General features: G+C 41.6%; 24 protein-coding genes and 1 pseudogene. 18 read left to right on the top strand and 7 right to left on the bottom strand.

Going from position 1 to position 21,176, the window contains the following annotated elements:
- The first annotated feature begins 7 nt into the window (after positions 1-7).
- The gene (locus tag CKW02_RS16000) at positions 8-442 is read left to right on the top strand and encodes a DUF86 domain-containing protein (protein ID WP_034620115.1); all 435 of its coding nucleotides are present in this window, start codon (positions 8-10) and stop codon (positions 440-442) included.
- Positions 443-460: 18 nt separating this feature from the next.
- On the top strand, positions 461-1,234 hold the full coding sequence (locus tag CKW02_RS15995) for a TIGR01457 family HAD-type hydrolase (protein ID WP_095117955.1): 774 nt from the start codon (positions 461-463) through the stop codon (positions 1,232-1,234).
- A gap of 41 nt (positions 1,235-1,275) precedes the next feature.
- Here the strand turns inward: CKW02_RS15995 and CKW02_RS15990 are convergent, their stop codons facing one another.
- Positions 1,276-1,776: a phosphatidylglycerophosphatase A family protein gene (locus CKW02_RS15990; protein WP_003213652.1), complete on the bottom strand. Its 501-nt coding sequence runs from the start codon at positions 1,774-1,776 to the stop codon at positions 1,276-1,278.
- 132 nt (positions 1,777-1,908) lie between these two features.
- On the opposite strand from CKW02_RS15990, the gene yutH reads away from it, so the two are divergent.
- The 6 genes from yutH to CKW02_RS15960 all read left to right on the top strand — a co-directional run bounded on the left by yutH (position 1,909) and on the right by CKW02_RS15960 (position 9,761).
- A complete protein-coding gene (gene yutH, locus CKW02_RS15985; protein WP_034620180.1) occupies positions 1,909-2,919 on the top strand; it encodes a spore coat putative kinase YutH in 1,011 nt (336 codons plus the stop codon).
- 85 nt (positions 2,920-3,004) lie between these two features.
- Positions 3,005-3,988 carry a 2-hydroxyacid dehydrogenase gene (locus tag CKW02_RS15980; RefSeq protein WP_003213540.1) on the top strand — a complete coding sequence of 328 codons (984 nt, stop codon included), beginning with the start codon at positions 3,005-3,007 and terminating at the stop codon, positions 3,986-3,988.
- A gap of 208 nt (positions 3,989-4,196) precedes the next feature.
- The gene (locus CKW02_RS15975) at positions 4,197-5,498 is read left to right on the top strand and encodes a homoserine dehydrogenase (RefSeq protein WP_003213524.1); all 1,302 of its coding nucleotides are present in this window, start codon (positions 4,197-4,199) and stop codon (positions 5,496-5,498) included.
- Positions 5,498-6,559, top strand: coding sequence for a threonine synthase (thrC, locus tag CKW02_RS15970; protein ID WP_044140848.1), 1,062 nt, complete (start codon positions 5,498-5,500; stop codon positions 6,557-6,559). Before CKW02_RS15975 ends, thrC begins: the two co-directional genes overlap by 1 nt.
- A complete protein-coding gene (thrB, locus tag CKW02_RS15965; RefSeq protein WP_034620114.1) occupies positions 6,556-7,488 on the top strand; it encodes a homoserine kinase in 933 nt (310 codons plus the stop codon). Before thrC ends, thrB begins: the two co-directional genes overlap by 4 nt.
- A gap of 302 nt (positions 7,489-7,790) precedes the next feature.
- Entirely contained in the window at positions 7,791-9,761 is a 1,971-nt protein-coding gene (locus CKW02_RS15960) for a S9 family peptidase (protein ID WP_003212838.1), read from the top strand.
- A gap of 211 nt (positions 9,762-9,972) precedes the next feature.
- On the opposite strand, the pseudogene CKW02_RS15955 reads toward CKW02_RS15960, so the two are convergent.
- Positions 9,973-10,272, bottom strand: a pseudogene (locus CKW02_RS15955) (NifU family protein).
- Between the two features lie 121 nt (positions 10,273-10,393).
- Between CKW02_RS15955 and CKW02_RS15950 the strand changes: the two are divergent.
- Both CKW02_RS15950 and CKW02_RS15945 read left to right on the top strand, forming a co-directional pair.
- Positions 10,394-10,723, top strand: coding sequence for a YuzD family protein (locus tag CKW02_RS15950; RefSeq protein ID WP_003212989.1), 330 nt, complete (start codon positions 10,394-10,396; stop codon positions 10,721-10,723).
- A gap of 100 nt (positions 10,724-10,823) precedes the next feature.
- The gene (locus CKW02_RS15945) at positions 10,824-11,054 is read left to right on the top strand and encodes a hypothetical protein (protein WP_003213664.1); all 231 of its coding nucleotides are present in this window, start codon (positions 10,824-10,826) and stop codon (positions 11,052-11,054) included.
- 50 nt (positions 11,055-11,104) lie between these two features.
- Here the strand turns inward: CKW02_RS15945 and CKW02_RS15940 are convergent, their stop codons facing one another.
- Positions 11,105-12,172 carry an NAD(P)/FAD-dependent oxidoreductase gene (locus CKW02_RS15940; RefSeq protein ID WP_003213534.1) on the bottom strand — a complete coding sequence of 356 codons (1,068 nt, stop codon included), beginning with the start codon at positions 12,170-12,172 and terminating at the stop codon, positions 11,105-11,107.
- A 255-nt stretch (positions 12,173-12,427) separates the two neighbouring features.
- On the opposite strand from CKW02_RS15940, the gene CKW02_RS15935 reads away from it, so the two are divergent.
- The 3 genes from CKW02_RS15935 to erpA all read left to right on the top strand — a co-directional run bounded on the left by CKW02_RS15935 (position 12,428) and on the right by erpA (position 14,225).
- Complete coding sequence (locus CKW02_RS15935) at positions 12,428-12,664, top strand: YuzB family protein (protein WP_003213414.1); 237 nt, start codon at positions 12,428-12,430, stop codon at positions 12,662-12,664.
- A 270-nt stretch (positions 12,665-12,934) separates the two neighbouring features.
- Complete coding sequence (dapF, locus tag CKW02_RS15930) at positions 12,935-13,789, top strand: diaminopimelate epimerase (RefSeq protein WP_003213441.1); 855 nt, start codon at positions 12,935-12,937, stop codon at positions 13,787-13,789.
- 73 nt (positions 13,790-13,862) lie between these two features.
- Positions 13,863-14,225, top strand: a complete 363-nt coding sequence (gene erpA, locus CKW02_RS15925) for an iron-sulfur cluster insertion protein ErpA (protein ID WP_003212931.1) — start codon at positions 13,863-13,865, stop codon at positions 14,223-14,225.
- A gap of 153 nt (positions 14,226-14,378) precedes the next feature.
- On the opposite strand, the gene CKW02_RS15920 is transcribed toward erpA, so the two are convergent.
- From CKW02_RS15920 to CKW02_RS15910, 3 genes are all read right to left on the bottom strand, one after another.
- Entirely contained in the window at positions 14,379-15,275 is an 897-nt protein-coding gene (locus tag CKW02_RS15920; protein ID WP_003213071.1) for a DUF2268 domain-containing putative Zn-dependent protease, read from the bottom strand.
- Positions 15,259-16,026, bottom strand: a complete 768-nt coding sequence (locus CKW02_RS15915; protein WP_003212704.1) for a MerR family transcriptional regulator — start codon at positions 16,024-16,026, stop codon at positions 15,259-15,261. Before CKW02_RS15915 ends, CKW02_RS15920 begins: the two co-directional genes overlap by 17 nt.
- A 235-nt stretch (positions 16,027-16,261) precedes the next feature.
- The gene (locus CKW02_RS15910) at positions 16,262-16,678 is read right to left on the bottom strand and encodes a hypothetical protein (RefSeq protein ID WP_003212807.1); all 417 of its coding nucleotides are present in this window, start codon (positions 16,676-16,678) and stop codon (positions 16,262-16,264) included.
- Positions 16,679-16,873: 195 nt separating this feature from the next.
- Here CKW02_RS15910 and CKW02_RS15905 point away from each other — a divergent pair, with 195 nt between their 5' ends.
- Complete coding sequence (locus tag CKW02_RS15905) at positions 16,874-17,080, top strand: paraquat-inducible protein A (RefSeq protein ID WP_003212737.1); 207 nt, start codon at positions 16,874-16,876, stop codon at positions 17,078-17,080.
- Between the two features lie 46 nt (positions 17,081-17,126).
- Here the strand turns inward: CKW02_RS15905 and yumC are convergent, their stop codons facing one another.
- Positions 17,127-18,125, bottom strand: coding sequence for a ferredoxin--NADP reductase 2 (gene yumC, locus CKW02_RS15900; protein ID WP_003212844.1), 999 nt, complete (start codon positions 18,123-18,125; stop codon positions 17,127-17,129).
- Positions 18,126-18,516: 391 nt separating this feature from the next.
- Here yumC and CKW02_RS15895 point away from each other — a divergent pair, with 391 nt between their 5' ends.
- The 4 genes from CKW02_RS15895 (at position 18,517) to CKW02_RS15885 (ending at position 21,134) form a co-directional block, all read left to right on the top strand.
- Positions 18,517-19,734, top strand: a complete 1,218-nt coding sequence (locus CKW02_RS15895) for an NAD(P)/FAD-dependent oxidoreductase (protein ID WP_161792789.1) — start codon at positions 18,517-18,519, stop codon at positions 19,732-19,734.
- A 128-nt stretch (positions 19,735-19,862) separates the two neighbouring features.
- Entirely contained in the window at positions 19,863-19,988 is a 126-nt protein-coding gene (locus CKW02_RS20345; protein ID WP_157957789.1) for a YuiA family protein, read from the top strand.
- Positions 19,989-20,069: 81 nt separating this feature from the next.
- A complete protein-coding gene (locus CKW02_RS15890) occupies positions 20,070-20,390 on the top strand; it encodes a YuiB family protein (protein ID WP_003212933.1) in 321 nt (106 codons plus the stop codon).
- A 99-nt stretch (positions 20,391-20,489) separates the two neighbouring features.
- Positions 20,490-21,134, top strand: a complete 645-nt coding sequence (locus tag CKW02_RS15885) for a 3D domain-containing protein (protein WP_003212854.1) — start codon at positions 20,490-20,492, stop codon at positions 21,132-21,134.
- The last annotated feature ends 42 nt before the right edge of the window (positions 21,135-21,176 follow it).

The raw sequence follows: 21,176 nt of genomic DNA, 5'->3' as shown, positions 1-21,176 counted from the left end.
CGTCATGATGTATTTCGTAGACAGAAAAAAAATTGAAGAGACATTACGTTTTTTCGAGGTGCAATATGAGTTGATGCGCAGTCATCAAACATGGACAAGTCCACTAGAGAAAAAAGCGCTGGAACGAATTGTCCATTTGCTCGTCGAATGTATTCTTGATACGGGCAATGACATGATTGATGGCTTTATTATGCGTGATCCAGGAAGCTATGATGACATCATGGATATTCTTGTTGATGAAAAGGTTGTACCAGAAGAGGAAGGCAGTCAGCTGAAAAAGCTTGTCTCGTGCCGCAAAACACTTGTACAGCAATACCAAGAAGTGGTTCATCACGACTTGCTGCAGGTGATCAGCGAGGTTGAGCATGCGCTACAGGTTTTCCCAAACCGCATCCGTACCTACTTAGAGCAGGAGCTAGGCCCAGTATCAGCGTTTAAATAATCCATTGGAGTTGTGAACATCATGAAATACAAAGGCTATTTAATTGATTTAGACGGAACCATGTATAAAGGAACAGAAAAGATCGAAGAAGCAGGTCAATTTGTTCAAAAGTTAAATGAGCTAAACATTCCCTACTTGTTTGTCACGAATAACTCGTCACGCACGCCAAAGCAGGTAGCAGAAAAACTTGTTTCATTCAATATCCCAGCAACAGAAGAACAAGTCTTTACAACAAGTATGGCAACAGCCAATTATATTGCCGAACAAAAGAAAGACGCGTCTGTTTACGTCATCGGTGAAGAAGGAATCAAGCAGGCCATTGAAGAAAAAGGGCTGACGTTTGGTCAGGAAGACGCTGATTTCGTTGTTGTTGGAATTGACCGCGACATTACATATGAAAAATTCGCAGTCGGTGCGATTGCCATCCGTCAAGGCGCACAATTTGTTTCAACAAATGGAGACATTGCCATTCCAACAGAAAGAGGGCTTTTGCCAGGCAACGGCTCGTTAACATCTGTATTAACCGTCACCACTACAGTCCAGCCAACATTTATCGGAAAACCAGAATCCATCATCATGGAACAAGCCATGCGGGTGCTCGGGACCGATGTGTCTGAGACGCTCATGGTGGGCGATAACTATGATACGGATATTATGGCAGGGATGAATGCAGGAATGGACACATTACTCGTTCATACAGGCGTGACAACAAAAGAGCTGCTTCAGAAATATGACAAACAGCCAACCTATGTCATTGATTCATTATCAGAGTGGATTGAACGATTATCATAAAAAAAGAGGACAAGCGTTATGCGCGCGTCCTCTTTTTTGCTTTATTCCACATTTCTCGCACTATGTGCCAGTCTGCTTGATGCTGCAGCAGCAATGGCGCCGACAATGTCATCTAAAAAGGTGTGGCACTCCCCTGTGGATTTATCGTTGAGTATCCCGAGAATTCCTGGTTTTTCTTTATCGATATATCCGTAATTCGTAAAGCCGATCGAACCATAAATATTGACGATAGCAAACGATAAAATTTCATCAACACCATACAGGCTTTCGTCTGTTTCTAGAATAGACTGAAGCGGCTCGGTCAGTTTTTTTTGCTCGGCGAGTACGTCTAGTTCGACGCCAGTTAATATCGCATTTTGGACTTCTCGTTTTGCGATGACACGCTCCACATTGTGGATGCATTCTGTCATGTCTAAGCCAGGATGATATTTTTCCTGTAAAAAGTAGACAAGGTCTGCTATATCTTGAATGGATACGCCTCGTTCTTGTAAACGGCGTCTTGCTGTTTTTTCTACTTCGTTCATCTCATGATGATGCGGCATATATTCCTCACCCAATCCTCGTAATTTGTCCACAACGTGTAAAAAGCTTCGGATAGTAAATAGTATTCATAAATCCCTCAACCTGCGACTACGATATGATAAGAGATCGATCATATGAACGCAGGTGAAAACATGAAAGAAACCATTTATCACACATTTGGTATTGATGTGCGTCAACTTATGCCATATGGCAGTTATCAGAGCTTTCAAACGTCGGAGGCTCTCTTTATCATTGTTCCTGTGTCTCACTTGCGAGAAGAAGAACTCACAGAGCTGTTTCATATCAGTCAGTATTTACTGAATGCCGGAGACCCATACGTCGCTGTGTTTGAATTAACAAATGAAGAGAAGCCCACCTTTACTCATGGAAAGGAGCTGTATGCTTTATTAAAGGCAGCACCGCCGATCTCGAGCCGCTCGTTTCAACAGGCGTCAGAGCTGGCGGCCTTTCATGTCAGGGGAAGAGGATTTCCATATGAGGTGTCTGAAACAAAACGTGTGGGAGCCTGGAAGGAATTATGGGCAAAACGGTTAGATCAGCTTGAAGGCTTTTGGATGCAGCAAATGCACCAAAAACCACTAGAACGGTTTGAAAAAAAATTCATCGAATCCTTTCCTTATTATCTTGGATTAACGGAAAACGCCATTCAATATTTAGTGGATACTGAGCTGGATGATGAACCGAAAGAATGTGACTCAGGCACTGTCTGCCACCAGCGTTTTTCGCGAAGGACATGGCCGCATGAGCAGCCGCTTCGTTTACCTGTAGATTGGGTCTTTGATCATCCAACCCGGGATATTGCCGAATACTTAAGAGAAACCTTTGTCCAGCATAAGGAAGATTTAATTGAGGAGGGCTTCTCTTTTCTACAGCAATATGAGCAGGTGACACCACTTTCTTCCTTTTCTAAGCGTTTGTTATACAGCCGCCTGTTGTTCCCGCTTCATTACTTTGAAATTGTAGAAGGCTACTACATGTCGGGAGAAAATGAAAAATCATATTATGAAGAACGGCTAGATTACGTCTTAAATGATGCCAATCGCTATGAATACTTTCTAAAGGTCTTTCAAGAAATGAGTGCCATGCGAAGCGGCGGGAGCCTCATTCCACCTGTTGGCTGGATCACAGGTCCACTGATTTGAAGTTTCAGTGAACAGATGAAACGTCTCTTTTCTCTTGAGGCGTTTTTCGTTATGCTTAAAGAAATCAATCAAAGGAGTGTTCTTCTTGCCGAAACCTTATGTCTATATCACAAGAAAGCTGGATGAAGCATCACTTACACCACTAAAAGAAGTCGCTCATATCGAGATGTGGCCAAGCGAAGATGAGCCATGTCCACGAGAAGAATTAGAAAAACAAGCAGCGAAAGCGGATGCGCTTCTCACCATGCTGTCAGATCAAGTAGATGAAGCCCTTTTATCAAAGGCTCCACATGTTAAGGTGATCGCAAACCTTGCTGTGGGTTATGACAATATTGATCTTGAAGCCGCTAATAAGCGCAACATCACCATTTGTCATACGCCTGATGTATTAACGGAATCCACGGCTGATTTAGCCTTTGCCCTTCTGATGACGTCAGCTAGACGGATTGTCGAGGCGAGTGATTGGATTAAGGAAGGAAATTGGACAGGCTGGGGACCGCTTCTTCTTGCAGGAGCTGATGTTCATCACAAAACCCTTGGAATTGTCGGCATGGGCAGTATCGGAACAGCGCTTGCCAAGCGGGCAGCAGGCTTTGACATGAAGGTGCTGTACCATAACCGGTCAAGAAAGCCAGAGGCAGAAGCGCAGCTCGGCGTGACCTATGCGGCTTTTGAGGACTTGCTCACGCAGTCTGATTTCATCGTCTGCCTGACGCCGTTAACCCCAGAAACGAAAGACATGTTTAATGAAAAGGCATTTGATCTGATGAAGAACTCTGCTTATTTCATTAACGTATCAAGAGGACAGACGGTGGATGAGGATGCTTTATATGAGGCAGTCACGACAGGAAAAATTGGCGGCGCTGGTCTGGATGTATTTAGACAGGAGCCTGTCAGCCCATCTCATCCGTTAACAACATTACGTAACGTCACGGTTCTCCCTCATATTGGAAGTGCAAGTGTCGAAACGAGAAAAACGATGATGCGTTTATGTGCTGATAATATTGCGCTTGTCCTACAAGGTCAGCAAGCCAAAACGCCGGTTCGTTCATCATTTCAGGCTCCCTGAGTTTCGGGAGCTTTTCTGACAAAAATATTTTGAAAATATAGAATCTTGATATAAATAGCTGTTAAGCGGTTTCATTCTAACAATCTCATATTTTATTACCTTGTCAAAATGAGGATACCCCTTTATAATGTGTGTACATTGAATGTCTGTGTTAGGTTAACAAATGTCTTTTTAGAGAGGACATTGACGGAGAAAGGTGGAATTTCAGGTGAAGGCAATTCGAGTTGGACTATTAGGATTAGGAACAGTGGGAAGCGGTGTCGTCAAGATTATCCAAGATCATCAGGATAAATTAATGCACCAGATCGGCTGTCCGGTATTAATACAAAAAGTGCTTGTGAGCAATCCCGATAAAAAGAGAGATGTGGATGTGGCAAGAGAAGTCTTCACAACTGAAGTATACGATGTGATTAGAGATCCAGAGGTCGACGTCATTATTGAAGTGATGGGCGGCATTGAAGAGACAAAACAATATTTAATAGATGCGTTAAATGAAAAGAAGCATGTCATTACCGCCAATAAAGATTTAATGGCACTTTACGGAACAGAACTTTTACATGTGGCGAAAGAAAATGGCTGTGATCTTTATTATGAAGCAAGTGTCGCCGGAGGAATTCCGATCCTGCGTACGCTGGAGGAAGGATTGGCCTCTGACCGAATTACGAAAATGATGGGAATTGTGAACGGCACAACCAATTTTATATTAACGAAAATGAACGTCGATAAAAGCGCATATGAGGATGTCTTAAAAGAAGCGCAGGATCTTGGCTTTGCAGAAGCAGACCCAACAGCTGATGTAGAAGGACTGGATGCAGCAAGGAAAATGGCGATTCTTGCAAGACTCGGTTTTTCCATGAATGTGGAATTAGACGATGTGAAGGTGAGAGGCATCTCTGACGTTTCTGATGAAGACATTAATTTCAGTAAACGATTTGGCTACACAATGAAGCTGATCGGAATAGCCCAGCGGGACGGAGAGAAAGTGGAAGTCAGTGTCCAGCCAACCTTACTCCCTGATCACCATCCGTTATCATCAGTCAACAATGAATTCAATGCGGTGTATGTCTATGGGAGTGCTGTAGGGGAAACGATGTTTTACGGACCTGGAGCTGGAAGTCTGCCAACGGCAACCGCTGTGGTATCAGACTTAGTCGCAGTCATGAAAAACATGCGCCTTGGCGTGAACGGAAGCGGATTTATCGCACCGGAGTTTGAGAAAAAGATCAAATCACCGTCGGAAGTATTTGCTCAGCAATTTTTAAGAATTCATGTTAGAGATCAAGTCGGGGCATTTTCCCGCATTACATCTATTTTTTCTGAAAGAGGCATCAGCTTTGAAAAGATCCTTCAGCTTCCTGTGAAAGGGCATGATGAGCTGGCTGAAATTGTGATTATTACACACCGGACCTCAGAAGAAGATTTCTCAAATATCCTGCAAAAATTAAACGATCTCGACGTGGTGGTTCAAGTGAAGAGCACGTACCGAGTAGAAGGGAACGGTTTAAGCTGATGAAGTGGAATGGACTTATTGAAGAATTCCAAGAATTCTTACCAGTAAACGAATCAACACCAAAACTAACATTAAATGAAGGGAATACACCGCTGATCCACCTTGCCAAGCTTTCGGAAAAGCTAGGGATTGAGCTTCATGTGAAAACAGAAGGCGTCAATCCAACAGGCTCTTTCAAGGACCGCGGGATGGTCATGGCTGTTGCAAAGGCAAAAGAAGAAGGCAATGATACGGTCATGTGTGCTTCGACAGGGAATACTTCTGCAGCGGCAGCGGCTTATGCTGCTCGTGCTGATATGAAATGTATCGTCATCATTCCAGACGGAAAAATTGCCTTTGGCAAGCTTGCACAGGCTGTGATGTACGGAGCAGAGATCATTGCAATTGACGGTAACTTTGATGATGCACTGAAAATCGTCCGCAGCATCTGTGAAAAATCGCCGATTGCCCTTGTTAACTCTGTCAATCCGTACCGAATTGAAGGACAAAAAACGGCGGCATTTGAAATCTGTGAGCAGCTAGGCTCGGCCCCGGACGTACTGGCGATTCCTGTTGGAAATGCGGGGAATATTACCGCCTACTGGAAAGGCTTCAAGGAATACCATGAGAAAAAAGGAACTGGACTGCCTGTTATGCGCGGCTTTGAAGCAGAAGGCGCAGCAGCGATCGTGCGAAATGAAGTGATTGAACAGCCAGAAACAGTGGCAACTGCCATCCGTATCGGAAATCCTGCAAGCTGGAAACAAGCTGTGGCAGCGGCAGATGAATCAAACGGAAAGATTGATGAAGTGACAGACGAAGAAATTCTCCATGCATATCAATTGATTGCTCGTGAAGAAGGTGTGTTTGCAGAGCCAGGCTCATGTGCGTCTATCGCAGGTGTGCTAAAGCAGGTGAAATCCGGAGAAATCAAGCCAGGCAGTAAAGTTGTTGCGGTATTAACAGGCAACGGATTGAAAGATCCGAATACGGCCATTGATATTTCACAAATTAAGCCGGTCACACTTGATGCAGATGAAGATCAAATTCTTGAACACTTAGAAAAGGCCGCGCGCGTATGAGTAAAGCCTCCATGCTTTTTTCAATCACAGTACCGGGAAGCACTGCCAATTTAGGACCAGGCTTTGATTCAGTTGGAATGGCGCTCAGCCGCTATTTAAAGCTATCGGTCTATGACCATGATAGCTGGCTGTTTGAAGCAGAATCAGATGTCGTGTCTGGAATTCCATCAGGCACCGACAACCTCATTTATCAAACAGCCAAAAAGGTCGCAGATCACTTTGGAAAAACACTCCCGCCTGTTTATGTCAAAGTGTGGAGTGATATTCCATTGGCACGGGGGCTGGGCAGCAGTGCTGCTGCAATTGTGGCAGCCATTGAGCTAGCCAATCAGCTTCTCGAATTAAATATGCCGGATGATCAAAAGCTCTTTTTTGCAAGTGAGGTAGAAGGTCATCCAGATAATGCGGGTGCTTCTTTATTCGGAGGTTTACTGATTGGTCTTCATGAAGAAGACAAGACACATGCTGTCAAAGTGAAGCATGTGGATATAGATGTTGTTGTCGTGATTCCTTTTTATGAAGTACTGACAAAGGATGCCCGTGATGTCCTGCCAGAGGATTTTTCCTATAAACATGCTGTCAGTGCGAGTGCTGTGAGCAACGTGCTTGTTGCCGCCTTAATGACGCAAAACTGGCCGCTTGTTGGAGAAATGATGAATAAGGATTTATTTCATCAGCCTTACCGCACAATGCTCGTCCCAGAGCTGTCGAAGGTAGAGCATGTCGCTTCGCTAAAAGGAGCATATGGAACGGCATTAAGCGGTGCTGGTCCGACAATCTTAACCTTAGTTGAAAAAGGGAAGGGAGAAGCGCTGAAAAAGCAGCTTGCCCAAAACTTCCCGCATTGCGAAGTAGATTTGCTGACAGTACCAGTAGAAGGTGTTGTCGTGGAGCATGATCCAGTCAATCAAGTAAAGAACGTGCTGTAAAAATGCACGTTCCAGCGTGTAGGCAAACCCTCGCATTCGGTGTCAGTCCTGCGTGCTGGTGCTCACGAATATTAATTCGCTCCGCTCCAGTACTCGTCCTTCCTAGACTGCAAAGGTTTTCTATCACGCTGAAAAGAAGAAAAAGAGCTAAAATAAAGATCATTTTAGCCCTTTTTCAATAACCCGAGAACGTGCTGTAAAAATGTACGTTCTTTTTTTATTCTTGTTTTTATAAAATGAAGCAGGGATTATTATTTAGAGGATCGAACTATTTTTTATGCATAAAAGGAGGAGATACATTCATGAAGAAATTGATGACAGCAGAAGATTTAACGAAGATTGTTTCTGTTTCTCATCCGGTTTATTCACCAGATGGAAAAAAGGCGGTTTTTACAAAGGTCACGGTGAATGACAAAAAGGACGATTACAACATCCATTTATGGGTTCGAGATGAAGAGACAGAGGAGCTGTCACAATGGACATTTGAGGATGGAAAGCATCATCAGCCAGTGTGGTCAAAAGACAGCAGGCAGCTTGCGTTTATTTTGCAAAAGCCAAAGGAAGCTCCCCAGCTTGCACTGATTCAGAGCGAGGGAGGCGGTGTGCGCACTTTAACGGCGGTTCCTTACGGGGTATCTCATCCTGTCTTTTCACTAGATGGAGCTTTCATTTATGCGGCTGTGTCATTGAAACCATCAGAATCTGTTCATGATGAAAAGAAGGAAGAGCGAGATGAGTTCGCTCCTGCGGTATATGATGATTTGACCTATAAAGCAGATGGCAGAGGTTTTTTAGATGGGCGTTTTACGCAGATCATTCAAGTGGATACTCACTCAGAAGAGGTAGAGGCTGTCACAAGCGGGCAGCATCATCATGTGAATCACACGCTCTCTCCGTGCGGGAAATGGCTTGCCTATATTCAATCAAATCCTCAGAAACCTTACATAAGTGACGTGTGCCTCCGATCATTAGAGGAAGGTACGACAAAGAAAATCACACAATCATCAGGCGCTTATTCCACCGTGTCTTTTGCTCCTAATGGAGAAAGCCTCGTGTATATCGGACATGAGCGAGAATTTAAAAATGCTACTTTCCCAGCATTATGGCTGTATGATCTGAAGGAGGGAAACGTCGTTCAGCTGTCAGAAATGCTCGATATGTATGTGGGCAACTGTATGGCAGGGGATAGTGTTATGGGCGAAGCCAATCAGCTTCCGCAGTGGACAAAGGATAGCCAAGGGTTTTATGCGCTTGTTTCTGATCAAGGCAGTACAGGGATTTATTATTTCTCTGTTGAAGGCTTAGCCTATCCTGTTCGATTAGAGGCAGAGCATATCACAAACTTCAGCCTTCATCCGAATGAATCCAAAATGCTGCTGAGCCGGCTGTCACCCGTTTCTCCAAGTGAGCTGTATGAGCTGACATTAGGGGAGGCGGATCTAAAGCGAATCACGTTCGAGCATGATGAATTCCTCAAGGAGCATGTCCTATCGGTACCAGAGCCATTTTCGTTTCAGTCAAAAGAAGGCGACGAGGTGCATGGCTGGTTTATGAAGCCATCCCAATTGGAAGAGGGGAAGACTTATCCGCTTATTTTAGAAATTCATGGCGGACCGCATGCCATGTATGGTTATACGTATTTTCATGAATTTCAAATGCTCGCCGCGGAAGGCTATGCCATCGTATATATCAATCCTCATGGCAGTCATGGATACGGACAAATGTTTACCGACCGTGTGAGAGGGAGTTATGGTGACGTTGATTATGAGGATGTCATGCAGGCTGTTGATCATGTGCTGAAAGCCTATGATTTCCTTGATGAAACAAGACTTGGAGTGACAGGCGGCAGCTATGGCGGTTTTATGACCAACTGGATTGTCGGACAGACCGACCGTTTTCGCGCAGCCGTCACACAGCGGTCCATTTCAAACTGGATTAGCTTTTATGGCATCAGTGATATCGGTTATTATTTCACAAGGTGGCAGATGGATGGGGATATTTATGATTCAGCCGATAAGCTATGGGATCGTTCGCCGCTAAAGTATGTGAAGCAGGTAAATACGCCGCTTCTCATCCTACACAGCGACGAAGACTATCGCTGCCCAGTCGATCAAGCAGAACAGCTTTTTGTAGCACTGAAGGAGCTTGGGAAAGACACAAGGCTCGTCAAATTCCCGAAAGCATCTCATGATTTATCCAGAAGTGGCCATCCGGGGCAGCGTATTCAAAGACTGACCTTTATAAAGGGTTGGTTTAGAGAGAAGCTAAGCTAATAATAAAAAAACGACCCAAATCGGGTCGTTTCAGCGTGATGACAAACCCTCGCATTCCGTGTCAGTCCTGCGTGCTGGTGCTCACGAATATCAATTCGCTCCGCGCCAGTACTCGTCCTTCCTAGAATTCAAGGGTTTTCATATCACGCTGAAAAAGGCTAATACTGAAAAAAACGACCCAAATTCGGGTCGTTTTCATGTCATATATGAATTAGAAAACCTGTTCAACTTCTACAACGCCAGGCACTTCTTCTAATAATGCGCGCTCAATACCGGCTTTCAATGTAATGGTTGAACTTGGGCAGCTGCCGCATGCACCAAGAAGACGCAATTTGACAATGCCATCTTCAATGTCTACAAGCTCACAGTCTCCACCATCACGTAATAGAAATGGACGAAGTTTGTCTAGTACTTCCTGTACTTGGTCTTTCATTTCGACTTCAGTCATTAGATACAATCGCTCCTTTCACAACATATCACCATTATATTCATCTGGACGATAAAAATCTATTGATTGGTTTCAAAGTTTCCTTCTCATTATAGCACAATCTCATCTTGAAACAAAAAGTGATTTTGACTTTTTTCATACAGAAAATTCAGCTAAAATAAAGAAAGAATAGGGGGCTTGTCAAATGAATCAAACTGTCGATCTTTATGTATATGGAAGAGATGTACTTTGCGCTAGCTGCGTGAATCTACCTTCATCAAAAGACACATTTGAGTGGTTAGATGCAGCGTTAAAACGAAAATATCCAAATCAGCCGTTTCGCATCACATATATTGATATTGAGCACCCACCAGAAAACGAACACCAAAAGGAATTGTCTGAACGAATTCTTGATGATGAATTCTTTTATCCGCTTGTCTTAGTGGAGGATCAAATTGTCGGAGAGGGCAATCCAAAATTAAAAGACATTTATCAAGAAATGGAGAAATACGGTTACACGGAGAGCAGTGAATAAACTGTTCTTTTTTTGAGAAAACAAATAGAACAAACGTTCCTTTTCGGGTTGAAAAAGAACGTTTGTTCGATTATAATGAAATGAAAGGAGCGTGAGCATCATGAATTATTTACTGAAACAATCTCTTCAACAGCAAATACCAATTGAGATGATTTATATGAAGAAAAACGGAGAGTGCACGAAGCGTAAAATCATTGTCCACCGTCAAACAGACCAGCTCATCCAAGCGTATTGTTTATCAAAAAAGACGATGAGAACGTTTCGTAAAGACTGCATCCTTGCCCTTGCTCCGATCAAATGGACCCGTTCATCGGCACATGCCGTTTCATAGAAAAAAGCTCCCTCGACGAGAAGGAGCTTTGAGATAAAATTCACATGATGTTAGCCATTGTGATGCTTATACATCCAAAGGAGTCCGGATTTTAGAAGTCTTGGTACACGGCCAATAAGTGGACGATCTGCTACTAAGCCAAAGCCGGCTTTTTTCCCTAAAGAGCCTAAGACACCTTTTAGCTTAAACTGAGGATAAGCCTCAGGAAGCGGCTCGTTTTTCCAGCGTTTTTGCAGAGATTGGACAATTTGTTCTGCCTGCGCCTCGGCAAGCTGTGCACTTGGGGCATGCGGAAGACTTGCGCAATCACCCACGACATAGACGTGCTCATTTCCAGGGAGATTGTGATGAGGTGTTAATACGACGCGGCCTTGTGCGTCTTTTTCAACATCCATCTCCCGTACCACTTTGCTTGGCTGAATGCCTGCTGTCCATACGATGACCTCTGCTTCAATGGCGTCATCATGGTTGTAAACAACACCTTCTTCAACCTTTGTAATATTGGCACAGTTAATGATCTTTACGTCATTTTCTTCAAACCACTTTTGCACATATAAACTTAATCTTTTTGGGAAGCTTGATAGAATCAGCTCTCCGCGGTCAAAAAGAATAATGTTTAAATCAGCACGGCTTTCTCTTAATTCACTGGCTAGCTCTACCCCGCTAAGTCCAGCACCGACGATACCAACCGTTGCACCTGCACCCAAATTGTTTAATTTGTTATACGTATGTCTTGACTGATCAATGGTTTGAATGCTGTATGTATGTTCTTTCGCACCAGGGACATTATGATACTTGTCCTCACAGCCGAGTCCAATCACCGTGTCGTCATAAGGAATGGGTTCACGGTCGCTGAATAAGATCTGTTTGTTTTCAATATCAATTTTTTCTACTTCCCCATATTGAATATCCAGCTTCGGATGCTCTGGAAAAGATACTCGAATGTGATGATCAGAGATCGTTCCAGCAGCGAGTGCATAATATTCTGTTTTTAAACAGTGGTAAGGATTTCGATCAATTAATGTGATAGTAACATCATCAGGTAATTGATTTGGCAATAAGCGGTGGAGAACCCGCATATTCCCGTAACCTCCGCCGATCAAGACTAAATTTTTCATGACGATTCTCCTTTTCCCCGTAGACATTGAAAAACACTTATACTAAAAAACTTTAAGTTAAAATACCAAATAAAATTATATCGAATTTACTGTGAAACCACAATAATTGTTTCAAAATAACCTACATATTCATTAGTTAGTCCTAAATAGTAAAACATTTTACGAGGAATAGGCGTAACGATACAGGTGAAGCTCATGTTTTGACTAATAGAAGGAATTTCGGTAGGATGGTAAAGCAATGTGAGGTGAAGCAAAGTGTTCCCACTGATCGAATTTTGTGTAAGTAATCTTGCACAAGGGTCTCAAGAAGCAAAAGAGAAGCTTGATAAAGACCCAAACCTAGACGTTATGGAATACGGCTGTTTAAGCTACTGCGGCAAATGTATGGACTCCCCATTTGCACTCGTGAATGGAGAATTTGTTTCCGGAGAAAATGCAGAGCAGCTAGTTGAGCGTATTTATGCTTTTATAGAGGAAAATGAGATGTTTTAAATGCACCACATGGGTCATGAGGTGCATTTTTTTCATACTTTCAGTTTCCATTTTTAAGGATAATGAATAGAAAGCGCATTCAATATGTTATGCTAATAAAATATCTTCGAAATGAAGCATCACACGAGAGAAAATGAGGCATATGCATAATAAAAGCCCCTTGCCATGGCAGCAAAGAGCTTTTATGTATGAAAAACGGGGGATGATAAGATTGTCTCCTGAATCGACTCCTTTTATACTATAAAGAAACAACATTTTTGGAGGACGCTCATGACATCATTTCAATTCACGAAAATGCACGGACTAGGAAATAATTATATTTACGTCAATCAGATGAAGGAACAGCTTCCAGAAGAGCAGCTATCAGAGATAGCAATCCGTGTGTCTTCTGTTTATACAGGAATCGGTTCAGATGGTATGATCCTCATTTGTCCATCAGATATTGCACCTGTGAAAATGCGCATTTTCAATAATGATGGATCAGAGGGGAAAAACTGCGGCAACGGTCTGCGCTGCGTCGCAAAATATGTGTATGAGCATCAAATCGTAACAGACACAACGTTTCAGATTGAAACATTGTCAGGACTCGTTGAAGCGACCGTTCATGTGCAGGATGGTCACGTACATTTAGTGACAGTTGATATGGGAAAACCTCGTTTTGAAAAAGAAGCGATGCCGATGCTTGGTGAACCAGCAAGCACAACGATTAATGAAACACTTGATTTTGGCACGACAACCTTAAATGGAACGGCTGTTTCAATGGGAAACCCGCACATCGTTTTTTATTTAGAGGACATTGAAAAAGCTCCGCTTGATACAATTGGGCCAATCATCGAAAAACATGACATGTTCCCAGAAGGCGTCAATGTAGAATTTGTAGAAGTGGTCAGTGAAACAGAACTGCATTTTCGCGTGTGGGAAAGAGGGTCTGGCATTACTCAAGCCTGCGGAACGGGAGCTTGTGCGGCGGCCGTATCCACGATTGTGAATGGACAGGCGAAAAAAGAAACCGACATGACGGTTCACTTAGCAGGCGGAGATCTCATCATTCGCTGGAAAGACAATGAGCATGTGCTCATGACAGGACCTGCTGAAACGATTTGTGACGGCACATTTTATCTGTAAACCATTTATTTGAGAAAAGGCACCATCACGTTTATAATTGAAAAGAAACATCCAGTCAAAAGGAGGGATGATCATGAGTACACCAGTAACCATTACAGAAGCTGCTGCACTGCAGATTAAAGATATGATGAAAGAACATGAAGAAGAAAATGCGTTCCTACGAGTTGGCGTAAAAGGCGGCGGCTGTAGCGGTCTTTCATACGGAATGGGCTTTGACCATGAAGTTTCAGAGAAAGACACGCAGTTCGAACAGCAAGGCATCCAGGTCCTTGTCGACTCCGAAAGCCTTGATATCATGAACGGCACTATCATTGATTTCAAACAATCACTAATGGGCGGCGGTTTCACTATTGATAATCCGAACGCCATCGCATCATGCGGATGCGGCTCTTCTTTTAGAACAGCGAAGAATACCGGTACGCCGGAAGAGTGTTAAGGTTAGTAACAATTAATTTTGTAAATCCATATTGAATATTTAAAACCTCCTCAAATTGGTTATGATTCGAGGAGGTTTTTTTGTATTGTATTAAAGATGTGAAAAGGGGAGATAACTTAAATCACTCAGCACCGTCTTTTTTTTGTATGGTATTTAAGTATAAAAAAGTTCGCAATTTCTTAATATTTCATCTGTACCAAGTAAGGTGGCTTCTTCTATTCCTATATTATTTTTTCTCATAAAAGATTGTACAGCTTGATAGCCTACTGCATAGCCTGCAAAGGGTGATAATCCGACAGGCTGAAAGCCTTGTTCTTTTGCAATGATATCACCAAACATATAACTGCTGACCTCAGCAAACCCTTTTGTATGTAAAGCCTCTTTTATCACTTCTTTTGAATAGTCTAATTCCTCTTTATCAAAAGAAGTGACCCAAGGTCCTAACACATGTTCACCATAAAGCTCTTTTACAAATGATTCAGCTAAACCCTCTATAATTAAATAATCTCCAACCGTGACGTTTCCGTAATCCCATTCAAAATGTGAAAAACGGATATTATGATGGAATTCATGTGCAATGAGAGCAGGAATTCTAGGGATATTATATGAATTTGGATATAGTGATACTTGAATAAATCCAGGAATTCCCCCAAAGCCACAATATCCTTTTTGCAGTTCAAGCTTTTTCGGATCAGCTATATATAGACCAAATCTCAACTCATCAGCATTTATTTGAAGGTTGTGCTTTTCTATGAAATTCATACAATGGTTTAAGGTGATATCTGCTGTTTGAAGAGCCTGAATTTCTCGTAGTCTCTTCAATGCCTGTTGTCCAGTTTGTGTATCTGTTACATCAAGATAGCCAAGCATCTTGGTTGCCATTATTACATCATATCCATTTTGCTGTTTAGCTTTTAGCGGAACGTTAATCATATTCCACATCTTTTCAAAAGGTTTCATCATGGTGTGTTGGAAAAAACGTTCTTTATTGTGTTTCGTTGAGAATAATTTTTCGTATTGATCGATTGTATTCTCAATCATAATTTTCATAGCTGTTCCCTCTTTTATGAAGAGTAGTAAAGACTTTCATCGCTTCGCTCATAAATGATGCCAAGCCCTCACCATATTGATCTATATTCTTTGTGAAACGTTCATCTTGAATATAGAGTTGGCCTAAACCGTAAAAAGCATCAAGAGAGTAATAACTAAAGTTTTCGTTTAAAAAGTCGTACCATTGTTTGATTACGATTTGCACCTCTTTGGATTTAAGGGAATGATTGCGAAGAGAGGCTAGTTTATTAAATATGCTATCCCAGCTATCAGATAATTCAATTTGTTCATCTTTAGACAAATGATTTAGTTTTGAGCTGACTTGATCAACAGTTTCATTTCCCCAACGGTGACGAGCTTCTTCTCCATATTGACTAAATTTCATATTCATATTCTCGAACCTTTCTTTATGGGTGTAGAGAGATTCTCCCATCAAATGCTGTAGCGTCTTATCAATATTTTCGATCATTTTATCAAATTTATCTCGTTTCTCTATTAACATTTTTCTTTGTAAAATAAATGCTTCTTTCTTCTCAAATGAAGGATTATGCATCATCTTTTTTATTTCCTTCAATGGAAATCCAAGTTCTCTGAAAAATAATATCTGCTGTAATGTTTCAAGGTTTTCTTCTGAATAGAGTCGATAACGATTATCTGTGACTTCTTTCGGAATCAATAAGCCAATCTGATCGTAATGATGAAGTGTCCGAATACTAATACCAAACAATTCAGCTACTTCTTTTACTTTCATTTCAATTCACCTCTCTTGATATCACTATAAAATATGACGTTACGTGAGGGTCAATAGAAAAAGGATTGATGAATGGAAAATTTGTTATTAAAATAACCTGATTAATTTTGGGGATTTCACTTAATCTAAGCCTATTAAAATAATGACATGATTGGAAATGACTAAGTGGAACAGCATGTGATGTTAAAGGTGGAGAAGCAATATGAGAAAGAGACACTCATCCAGTATCTCTTTCTCATATTGCTTCTTCTATTTTCAACAGCTCTTTATCCAAGACATCCACCAGCTCTTGGGTGCTAAACATATAGATCACCACTTCTTTATTGCCATCTTCCACATGGACTTCAATCACAATTTTAATATTTGCTGGTTTTTCATGATACATTACTTCAAAAGTACCCACTTTTTTCGTTTCATTGTTTTTATTCATTTTTTGGACTTTAGAGAGTATCTGTTTGATTTCTTGATCACTCAAACCAGAATCTAAAATGGAAGTGGACACACGCTTTAAAAAAGGTTCTAGCTGATCAACATCAATATTCAGTCCTGCTGCGAACTGCGCATAATGTTTGTTATAGTCTTTTGCAAACAGCTCAACTGAGCCACCAATCATCAGTAACAAGATCAAACTGATCATGAAACGCTTTAACATTTTTCCACCTATCCTTCATTATGATCTTCTTCTTTTCCTATATCGGTTGATCAGATAAAACCTTCATTCTCTCTTCAACAATTTATAAATCGCTCAATTTTGTTACAGCTTGCTCTCACAACTGGCTATTTCCACCCGAAAAGAGTATCATGAAAACCAAACATAAACTGTAGTGAGAAAAGAGGTTGCTGAGGTTTGAGTGAACAAATCAATTGCAGGAACTGTCATGAACTGATTCCTTATCGTTCCAAAAGGTGTCCATCTTGCGGGATTGAGAAGCCGCTTCCGAAAAAGGAACGTGTGAAGGATCGGGTGATTTTGGTTGTGGCAGGGATTGTTGTGGTGCTGCTTGCTGCAATGGTACTTGGAATGGCAAATGCCTATATTGGGGTTTTTAAATAAACGAAAAAGGAGTTCCGCGAGTGGGAACTCCTTTTTTTGATTTCGCTTATTTGTTTTCAAATAAGCTTGTGGAATGAAGAGGCTGTACACGGGCTTTCGGGTCCATGTAGGCTTTCGCATTGTTGACAGCCGTTGGTGCTTCACCAAATCCGCTGGCAATCAATTTGACTTTTCCTTCATACGTACAAATGTCTCCTGCCGCATAGAAGCCTTCAATGTTTGTTTCCATTGTGGATTTCACGACGATCGAGTTCTTTTCGATTTCAAGACCCCATTGCTTAATTGGCCCAAGAGAGGAAACAAAACCGAAGTTGACGATCACGTCGTCCACATCAAGCACTTGTTTTTTGTCGCCTTTGACTTCTTCTAGCACAATCTGTTCAATGCGGTCTTCACCAATGAGCTCGGTTGGAACAAATGGCGTCACGACATTGACTTTCGAATTGTGCAGGTTTTCTACACTGTGCTCATGCGCACGGAATTTATCGCGGCGGTGAATAATGGAAACCTCTTTTGCGATAGGTTCAAGCATCAGTGCCCAGTCCACCGCAGAGTCTCCGCCGCCAAGAACAGCGACACGTCTGCCAGCAAATTGATTCAAATCATTAATGAAGTAATGCAGGTTGCTTCCTTCAAATGATTCTGCTGCATCTAGTTCAAGCTTTCTCGGTTGGAATGCACCGTTACCAGCTGTGATGATGATCGTTTTAGAATAATGAACCTCTTGATTTGTCACAAGTTTAAAGATACCATCTGCCTGTTTTTCAACTGTTTCAACTGCTTGCTCTAAGCAAATGGTTTGATCAAATTTATCCATTTGTTCCTTTAAGTTATCAATTAATTCTTGTGCGCGGATTTTTGGAAAACCAGCCACATCATAAATGTATTTTTCAGGGTAAAGAGCGGATAATTGACCGCCGAGCTGAGGAAGGCTTTCAATGATTTTCACACTTGCCTGTCTCATGCCACCGTAAAACGCAGTAAACAATCCTACTGGGCCGCCCCCGATAACGGTAATGTCATATACCTTAGAATCTTCTTGCATTCCTTTAATCCTCCCAAATGAAAATTGTTATCACTATATCATATCATACCACACATCGTCGTTTGACTTGTTTTGAAAAACTTGTCGTTTTTTGATGCCGAAGCTTTGAAAAAGAGGAAAAAGTGAGAAAGACCGTTTATCATAAGGATTTTCAGTTTAAAGCCTTGAAAATTGGATCAGAACTCGCTATTATTGTTAAGGGAACTAAATATTAATTTTTTATGAATTTTTGTCGGATACGGTCAAATGCTTTCGTTTTATGTAGGTGAAAGTTCAGATTTTCACATACTTATTTTTTTGTTTAAATTTCATAAAATGCCGCAAAGCGGTTGAGAATAACGATATGTAATTCTTTATCCGTTTTACAGCAAATTTAAAAAAGGTGGATGTGATTCCAGTGAATAAACCGAAAATCGTTGTATTAGGTGCAGGTTATGGCGGATTAATGACTGTAACAAGATTAACAAAACAGCTTGGCACAAATGATGCGGACATTACTCTTGTGAACAAGCATAATTATCATTACGAAACAACATGGTTACATGAAGCAAGTGCAGGTACACTTCATCATGACCGCTGTCGTTATCAAATCAAAGATGTGATTAACAGTTCCCGTGTCAACTTTGTACAAGCAACAGTTGAAAGCATTAATAAGGAAGAGAAGAAAGTCGTGACATCAGATGGCGAACTTTCTTACGACTACCTTGTTGTTGCGCTTGGTGCTGTTCCTGAAACATTTGGTATTGCAGGACTGAAAGAATACGCATTCTCAATCTCTAACATCAACTCTGCTCGTCAGCTTCGTGAGCATATTGAGCTTCAATTTGCGACGTATAATACGGAAGCTGAAAAACGTCCAGAGCGCTTGACAATCGTTGTCGGCGGTGCGGGCTTTACAGGTATTGAGTTCCTTGGTGAGCTTGGAAACCGTGTGCCTGAGCTTTGCAAAGAGTATGATATTGATCAAAAAGATGTGCGCATCATCTGTGTAGAAGCTGCACCAACAGCTCTTCCAGGATTCGATCCTGCATTGATCGACTATGCAATGAACTACCTTCAAGGTAAAGGCGTTGAGTTCAAAATTGGTACAGCGATCAAAGAATGTACGCCAGAAGGCATCATTGTTGGAAAAGACGATGATACTGAAGAAATCAAAGCTGAAACTGTTGTTTGGGCTGCTGGTGTACGCGGTAACCCAATCGTTGAAGAAGCTGGATTTGAAAACATGCGCGGACGCGTAAAAGTATCTCCAGATCTTCGTGTACCAGAAAATGATGATGTATTCATCATCGGTGACTGTTCATTGATCATCAATGAAGAAATCAACCGTCCATACCCACCAACTGCACAAATCGCTATGCAGCAAGGTGAAACAGTAGCGAAAAACCTTGCAGCACTAGTGAAAGGTGGTTCTCTTGAAAGCTTTAAGCCAGACATCAAAGGAACAGTTGCTTCACTTGGTGAACACGACGCTGTAGGTGTTGCGTTTGGTAAAAAACTTCAAGGAACAAAAGCTTCAGCAATGAAGAAAATCATCGACAACCGCTCTTTATTCATGGTTGGCGGACCAGGACTTGTTCTGAAAAAAGGAAAATTCAAGTTCTTCTAAACCGATATAGACAAAAACGTGTATCCTCGTGATACACGTTTTTTTTGACATATTTTCTTACTTGGTTATCGGCAGTAAAGTATGGTATGATAAATTATCAGAAAATTTAGATTAAGGGAGTGAGCAATATGAATGCACATACAAAAGAAAAGAAGTCCACCTGTCAATATTGTTCGGGGAAAGGATATTTTCAGCTATTGCTCGGCGGATCTGAAACATGTGAGGAATGTAAAGGGACAGGAAAGAAGCTTTAATCCATCTGCTTTTTCCATTGATTGACTTCATCTCTATTTCCAAGTTAAACTAATGATGGGATATTTGGGGGTGGAGATGAAGTGATCAGTTTACCAGTCGTTATTATTTCCGTTATTTTATTTTTCGTGTTATTCTTCGGCATTGGCTTTTTGCTCAATATGCTGCTGAGAATGTCATGGATTATGGCTATTTTATATCCAATTGTATGCCTTTTCATTATCAACAATCAAAAGATGATTGCTTATGTCAGAGAACCGGGCATCGCTTTTTCAGGAATAGGGGACCGCATTGTCTCTTTAGCAGCGGCTGATATCATTATTTTGTTAAGCGGTCTGATTGGTGCAATTGCATCAGGTTTTGTCATTAATGCACTTCGAAAAAGAGGGTATCAAATGTTTTAACTCACTTGTAGATAGGCAAGTGGGTTTTTTTGTTTCTCCTTTGCATAGTTTCCATTTTGTTTGGAAACAAATAGATGGGTAGAGGAGTGACAAATAAAGATGAAAACATGGATGAAACGATTGTTCATGACAGCCCTTTTTATGCTTGCTCTTTTGACAAGCTTTACGGGCATATCTGGAGTTGAACCAAGTGATGTAGCTGCCTGGGTGAAAGAGACTGATCCTGGCAAGCAAGTATCTTCTTTTTTCCAACAGCAAAAAAGAGAAACGATGGCACTCAAAAGTGATGACTTGCGGGCTATTTCTCTCGAAGAAGCGTTCAATTGGAACGATTACCCGAAGCAAAAGGTTGTCGCCACAGGCTATACAGCAGGTGTGGAATCAACAGGTAAAACGAAGGAACACCATGCATATGGCATTACATATTCAGGCGTCAAAGTGAAACGTGATTTATATTCAACTGTGGCTGCGGACCCATCAGTCTTTCCGATTGGAACGGTACTCTTTATCCCAAACTATGGCTACGGAGTGGTCGCAGATACGGGAAAAGCCATTAAAGGTCATAAGCTTGATTTATACTATGAAACCGTAGATGATGTGTATAGAGAATGGGGTAAAAAAGTGCTCGATGTGTATATCATTAAAAAGGGCGAAGGAACGTTAACGGAAAAAGACTTAAACCAGCTTAATGAAGCAAAATCAATGCAAGTATTCCGTCAGCAGTTTCAAGCCAATAAAGAATAAAAAAGCTTTGGACAAGTTTTAGGTCCAAAGCTTTTTTCGCTT

The sequence above is a fragment of the Bacillus pumilus genome, assembly GCF_900186955.1.
Classification (GTDB): domain Bacteria; phylum Bacillota; class Bacilli; order Bacillales; family Bacillaceae; genus Bacillus; species Bacillus pumilus.
The sequence above is the reverse complement of the archived record's forward strand: the minus strand, read 5'-3'. Positions and strand labels throughout refer to the sequence as shown.

What these genes read in the sequence shown, in the direction of transcription:
- CKW02_RS15885 (WP_003212854.1), top strand. Translation starts at nt 20,490, where the DNA reads ATGAAAACATGGATGAAACGATTGTTCATGACAGCCCTTTTTATGCTT.
- CKW02_RS15920 (WP_003213071.1), bottom strand. Translation starts at nt 15,275, where the DNA reads ATGAAAATTATGATTGAGAATACAATCGATCAATACGAAAAATTATTC.
- CKW02_RS15950 (WP_003212989.1), top strand. Translation starts at nt 10,394, where the DNA reads ATGAATCAAACTGTCGATCTTTATGTATATGGAAGAGATGTACTTTGC.
- dapF (WP_003213441.1), top strand. Translation starts at nt 12,935, where the DNA reads ATGACATCATTTCAATTCACGAAAATGCACGGACTAGGAAATAATTAT.
- CKW02_RS20345 (WP_157957789.1), top strand. Translation starts at nt 19,863, where the DNA reads ATGAATGCACATACAAAAGAAAAGAAGTCCACCTGTCAATATTGTTCG.
- CKW02_RS15940 (WP_003213534.1), bottom strand. Translation starts at nt 12,172, where the DNA reads ATGAAAAATTTAGTCTTGATCGGCGGAGGTTACGGGAATATGCGGGTT.
- CKW02_RS16000 (WP_034620115.1), top strand. Translation starts at nt 8, where the DNA reads ATGTATTTCGTAGACAGAAAAAAAATTGAAGAGACATTACGTTTTTTC.
- CKW02_RS15990 (WP_003213652.1), bottom strand. Translation starts at nt 1,776, where the DNA reads ATGCCGCATCATCATGAGATGAACGAAGTAGAAAAAACAGCAAGACGC.
- CKW02_RS15960 (WP_003212838.1), top strand. Translation starts at nt 7,791, where the DNA reads ATGAAGAAATTGATGACAGCAGAAGATTTAACGAAGATTGTTTCTGTT.
- CKW02_RS15910 (WP_003212807.1), bottom strand. Translation starts at nt 16,678, where the DNA reads ATGTTAAAGCGTTTCATGATCAGTTTGATCTTGTTACTGATGATTGGT.
- CKW02_RS15915 (WP_003212704.1), bottom strand. Translation starts at nt 16,026, where the DNA reads ATGAAAGTAAAAGAAGTAGCTGAATTGTTTGGTATTAGTATTCGGACA.
- erpA (WP_003212931.1), top strand. Translation starts at nt 13,863, where the DNA reads ATGAGTACACCAGTAACCATTACAGAAGCTGCTGCACTGCAGATTAAA.
- thrC (WP_044140848.1), top strand. Translation starts at nt 5,498, where the DNA reads ATGAAGTGGAATGGACTTATTGAAGAATTCCAAGAATTCTTACCAGTA.
- thrB (WP_034620114.1), top strand. Translation starts at nt 6,556, where the DNA reads ATGAGTAAAGCCTCCATGCTTTTTTCAATCACAGTACCGGGAAGCACT.
- yutH (WP_034620180.1), top strand. Translation starts at nt 1,909, where the DNA reads ATGAAAGAAACCATTTATCACACATTTGGTATTGATGTGCGTCAACTT.
- yumC (WP_003212844.1), bottom strand. Translation starts at nt 18,125, where the DNA reads ATGCAAGAAGATTCTAAGGTATATGACATTACCGTTATCGGGGGCGGC.
- CKW02_RS15945 (WP_003213664.1), top strand. Translation starts at nt 10,824, where the DNA reads ATGAATTATTTACTGAAACAATCTCTTCAACAGCAAATACCAATTGAG.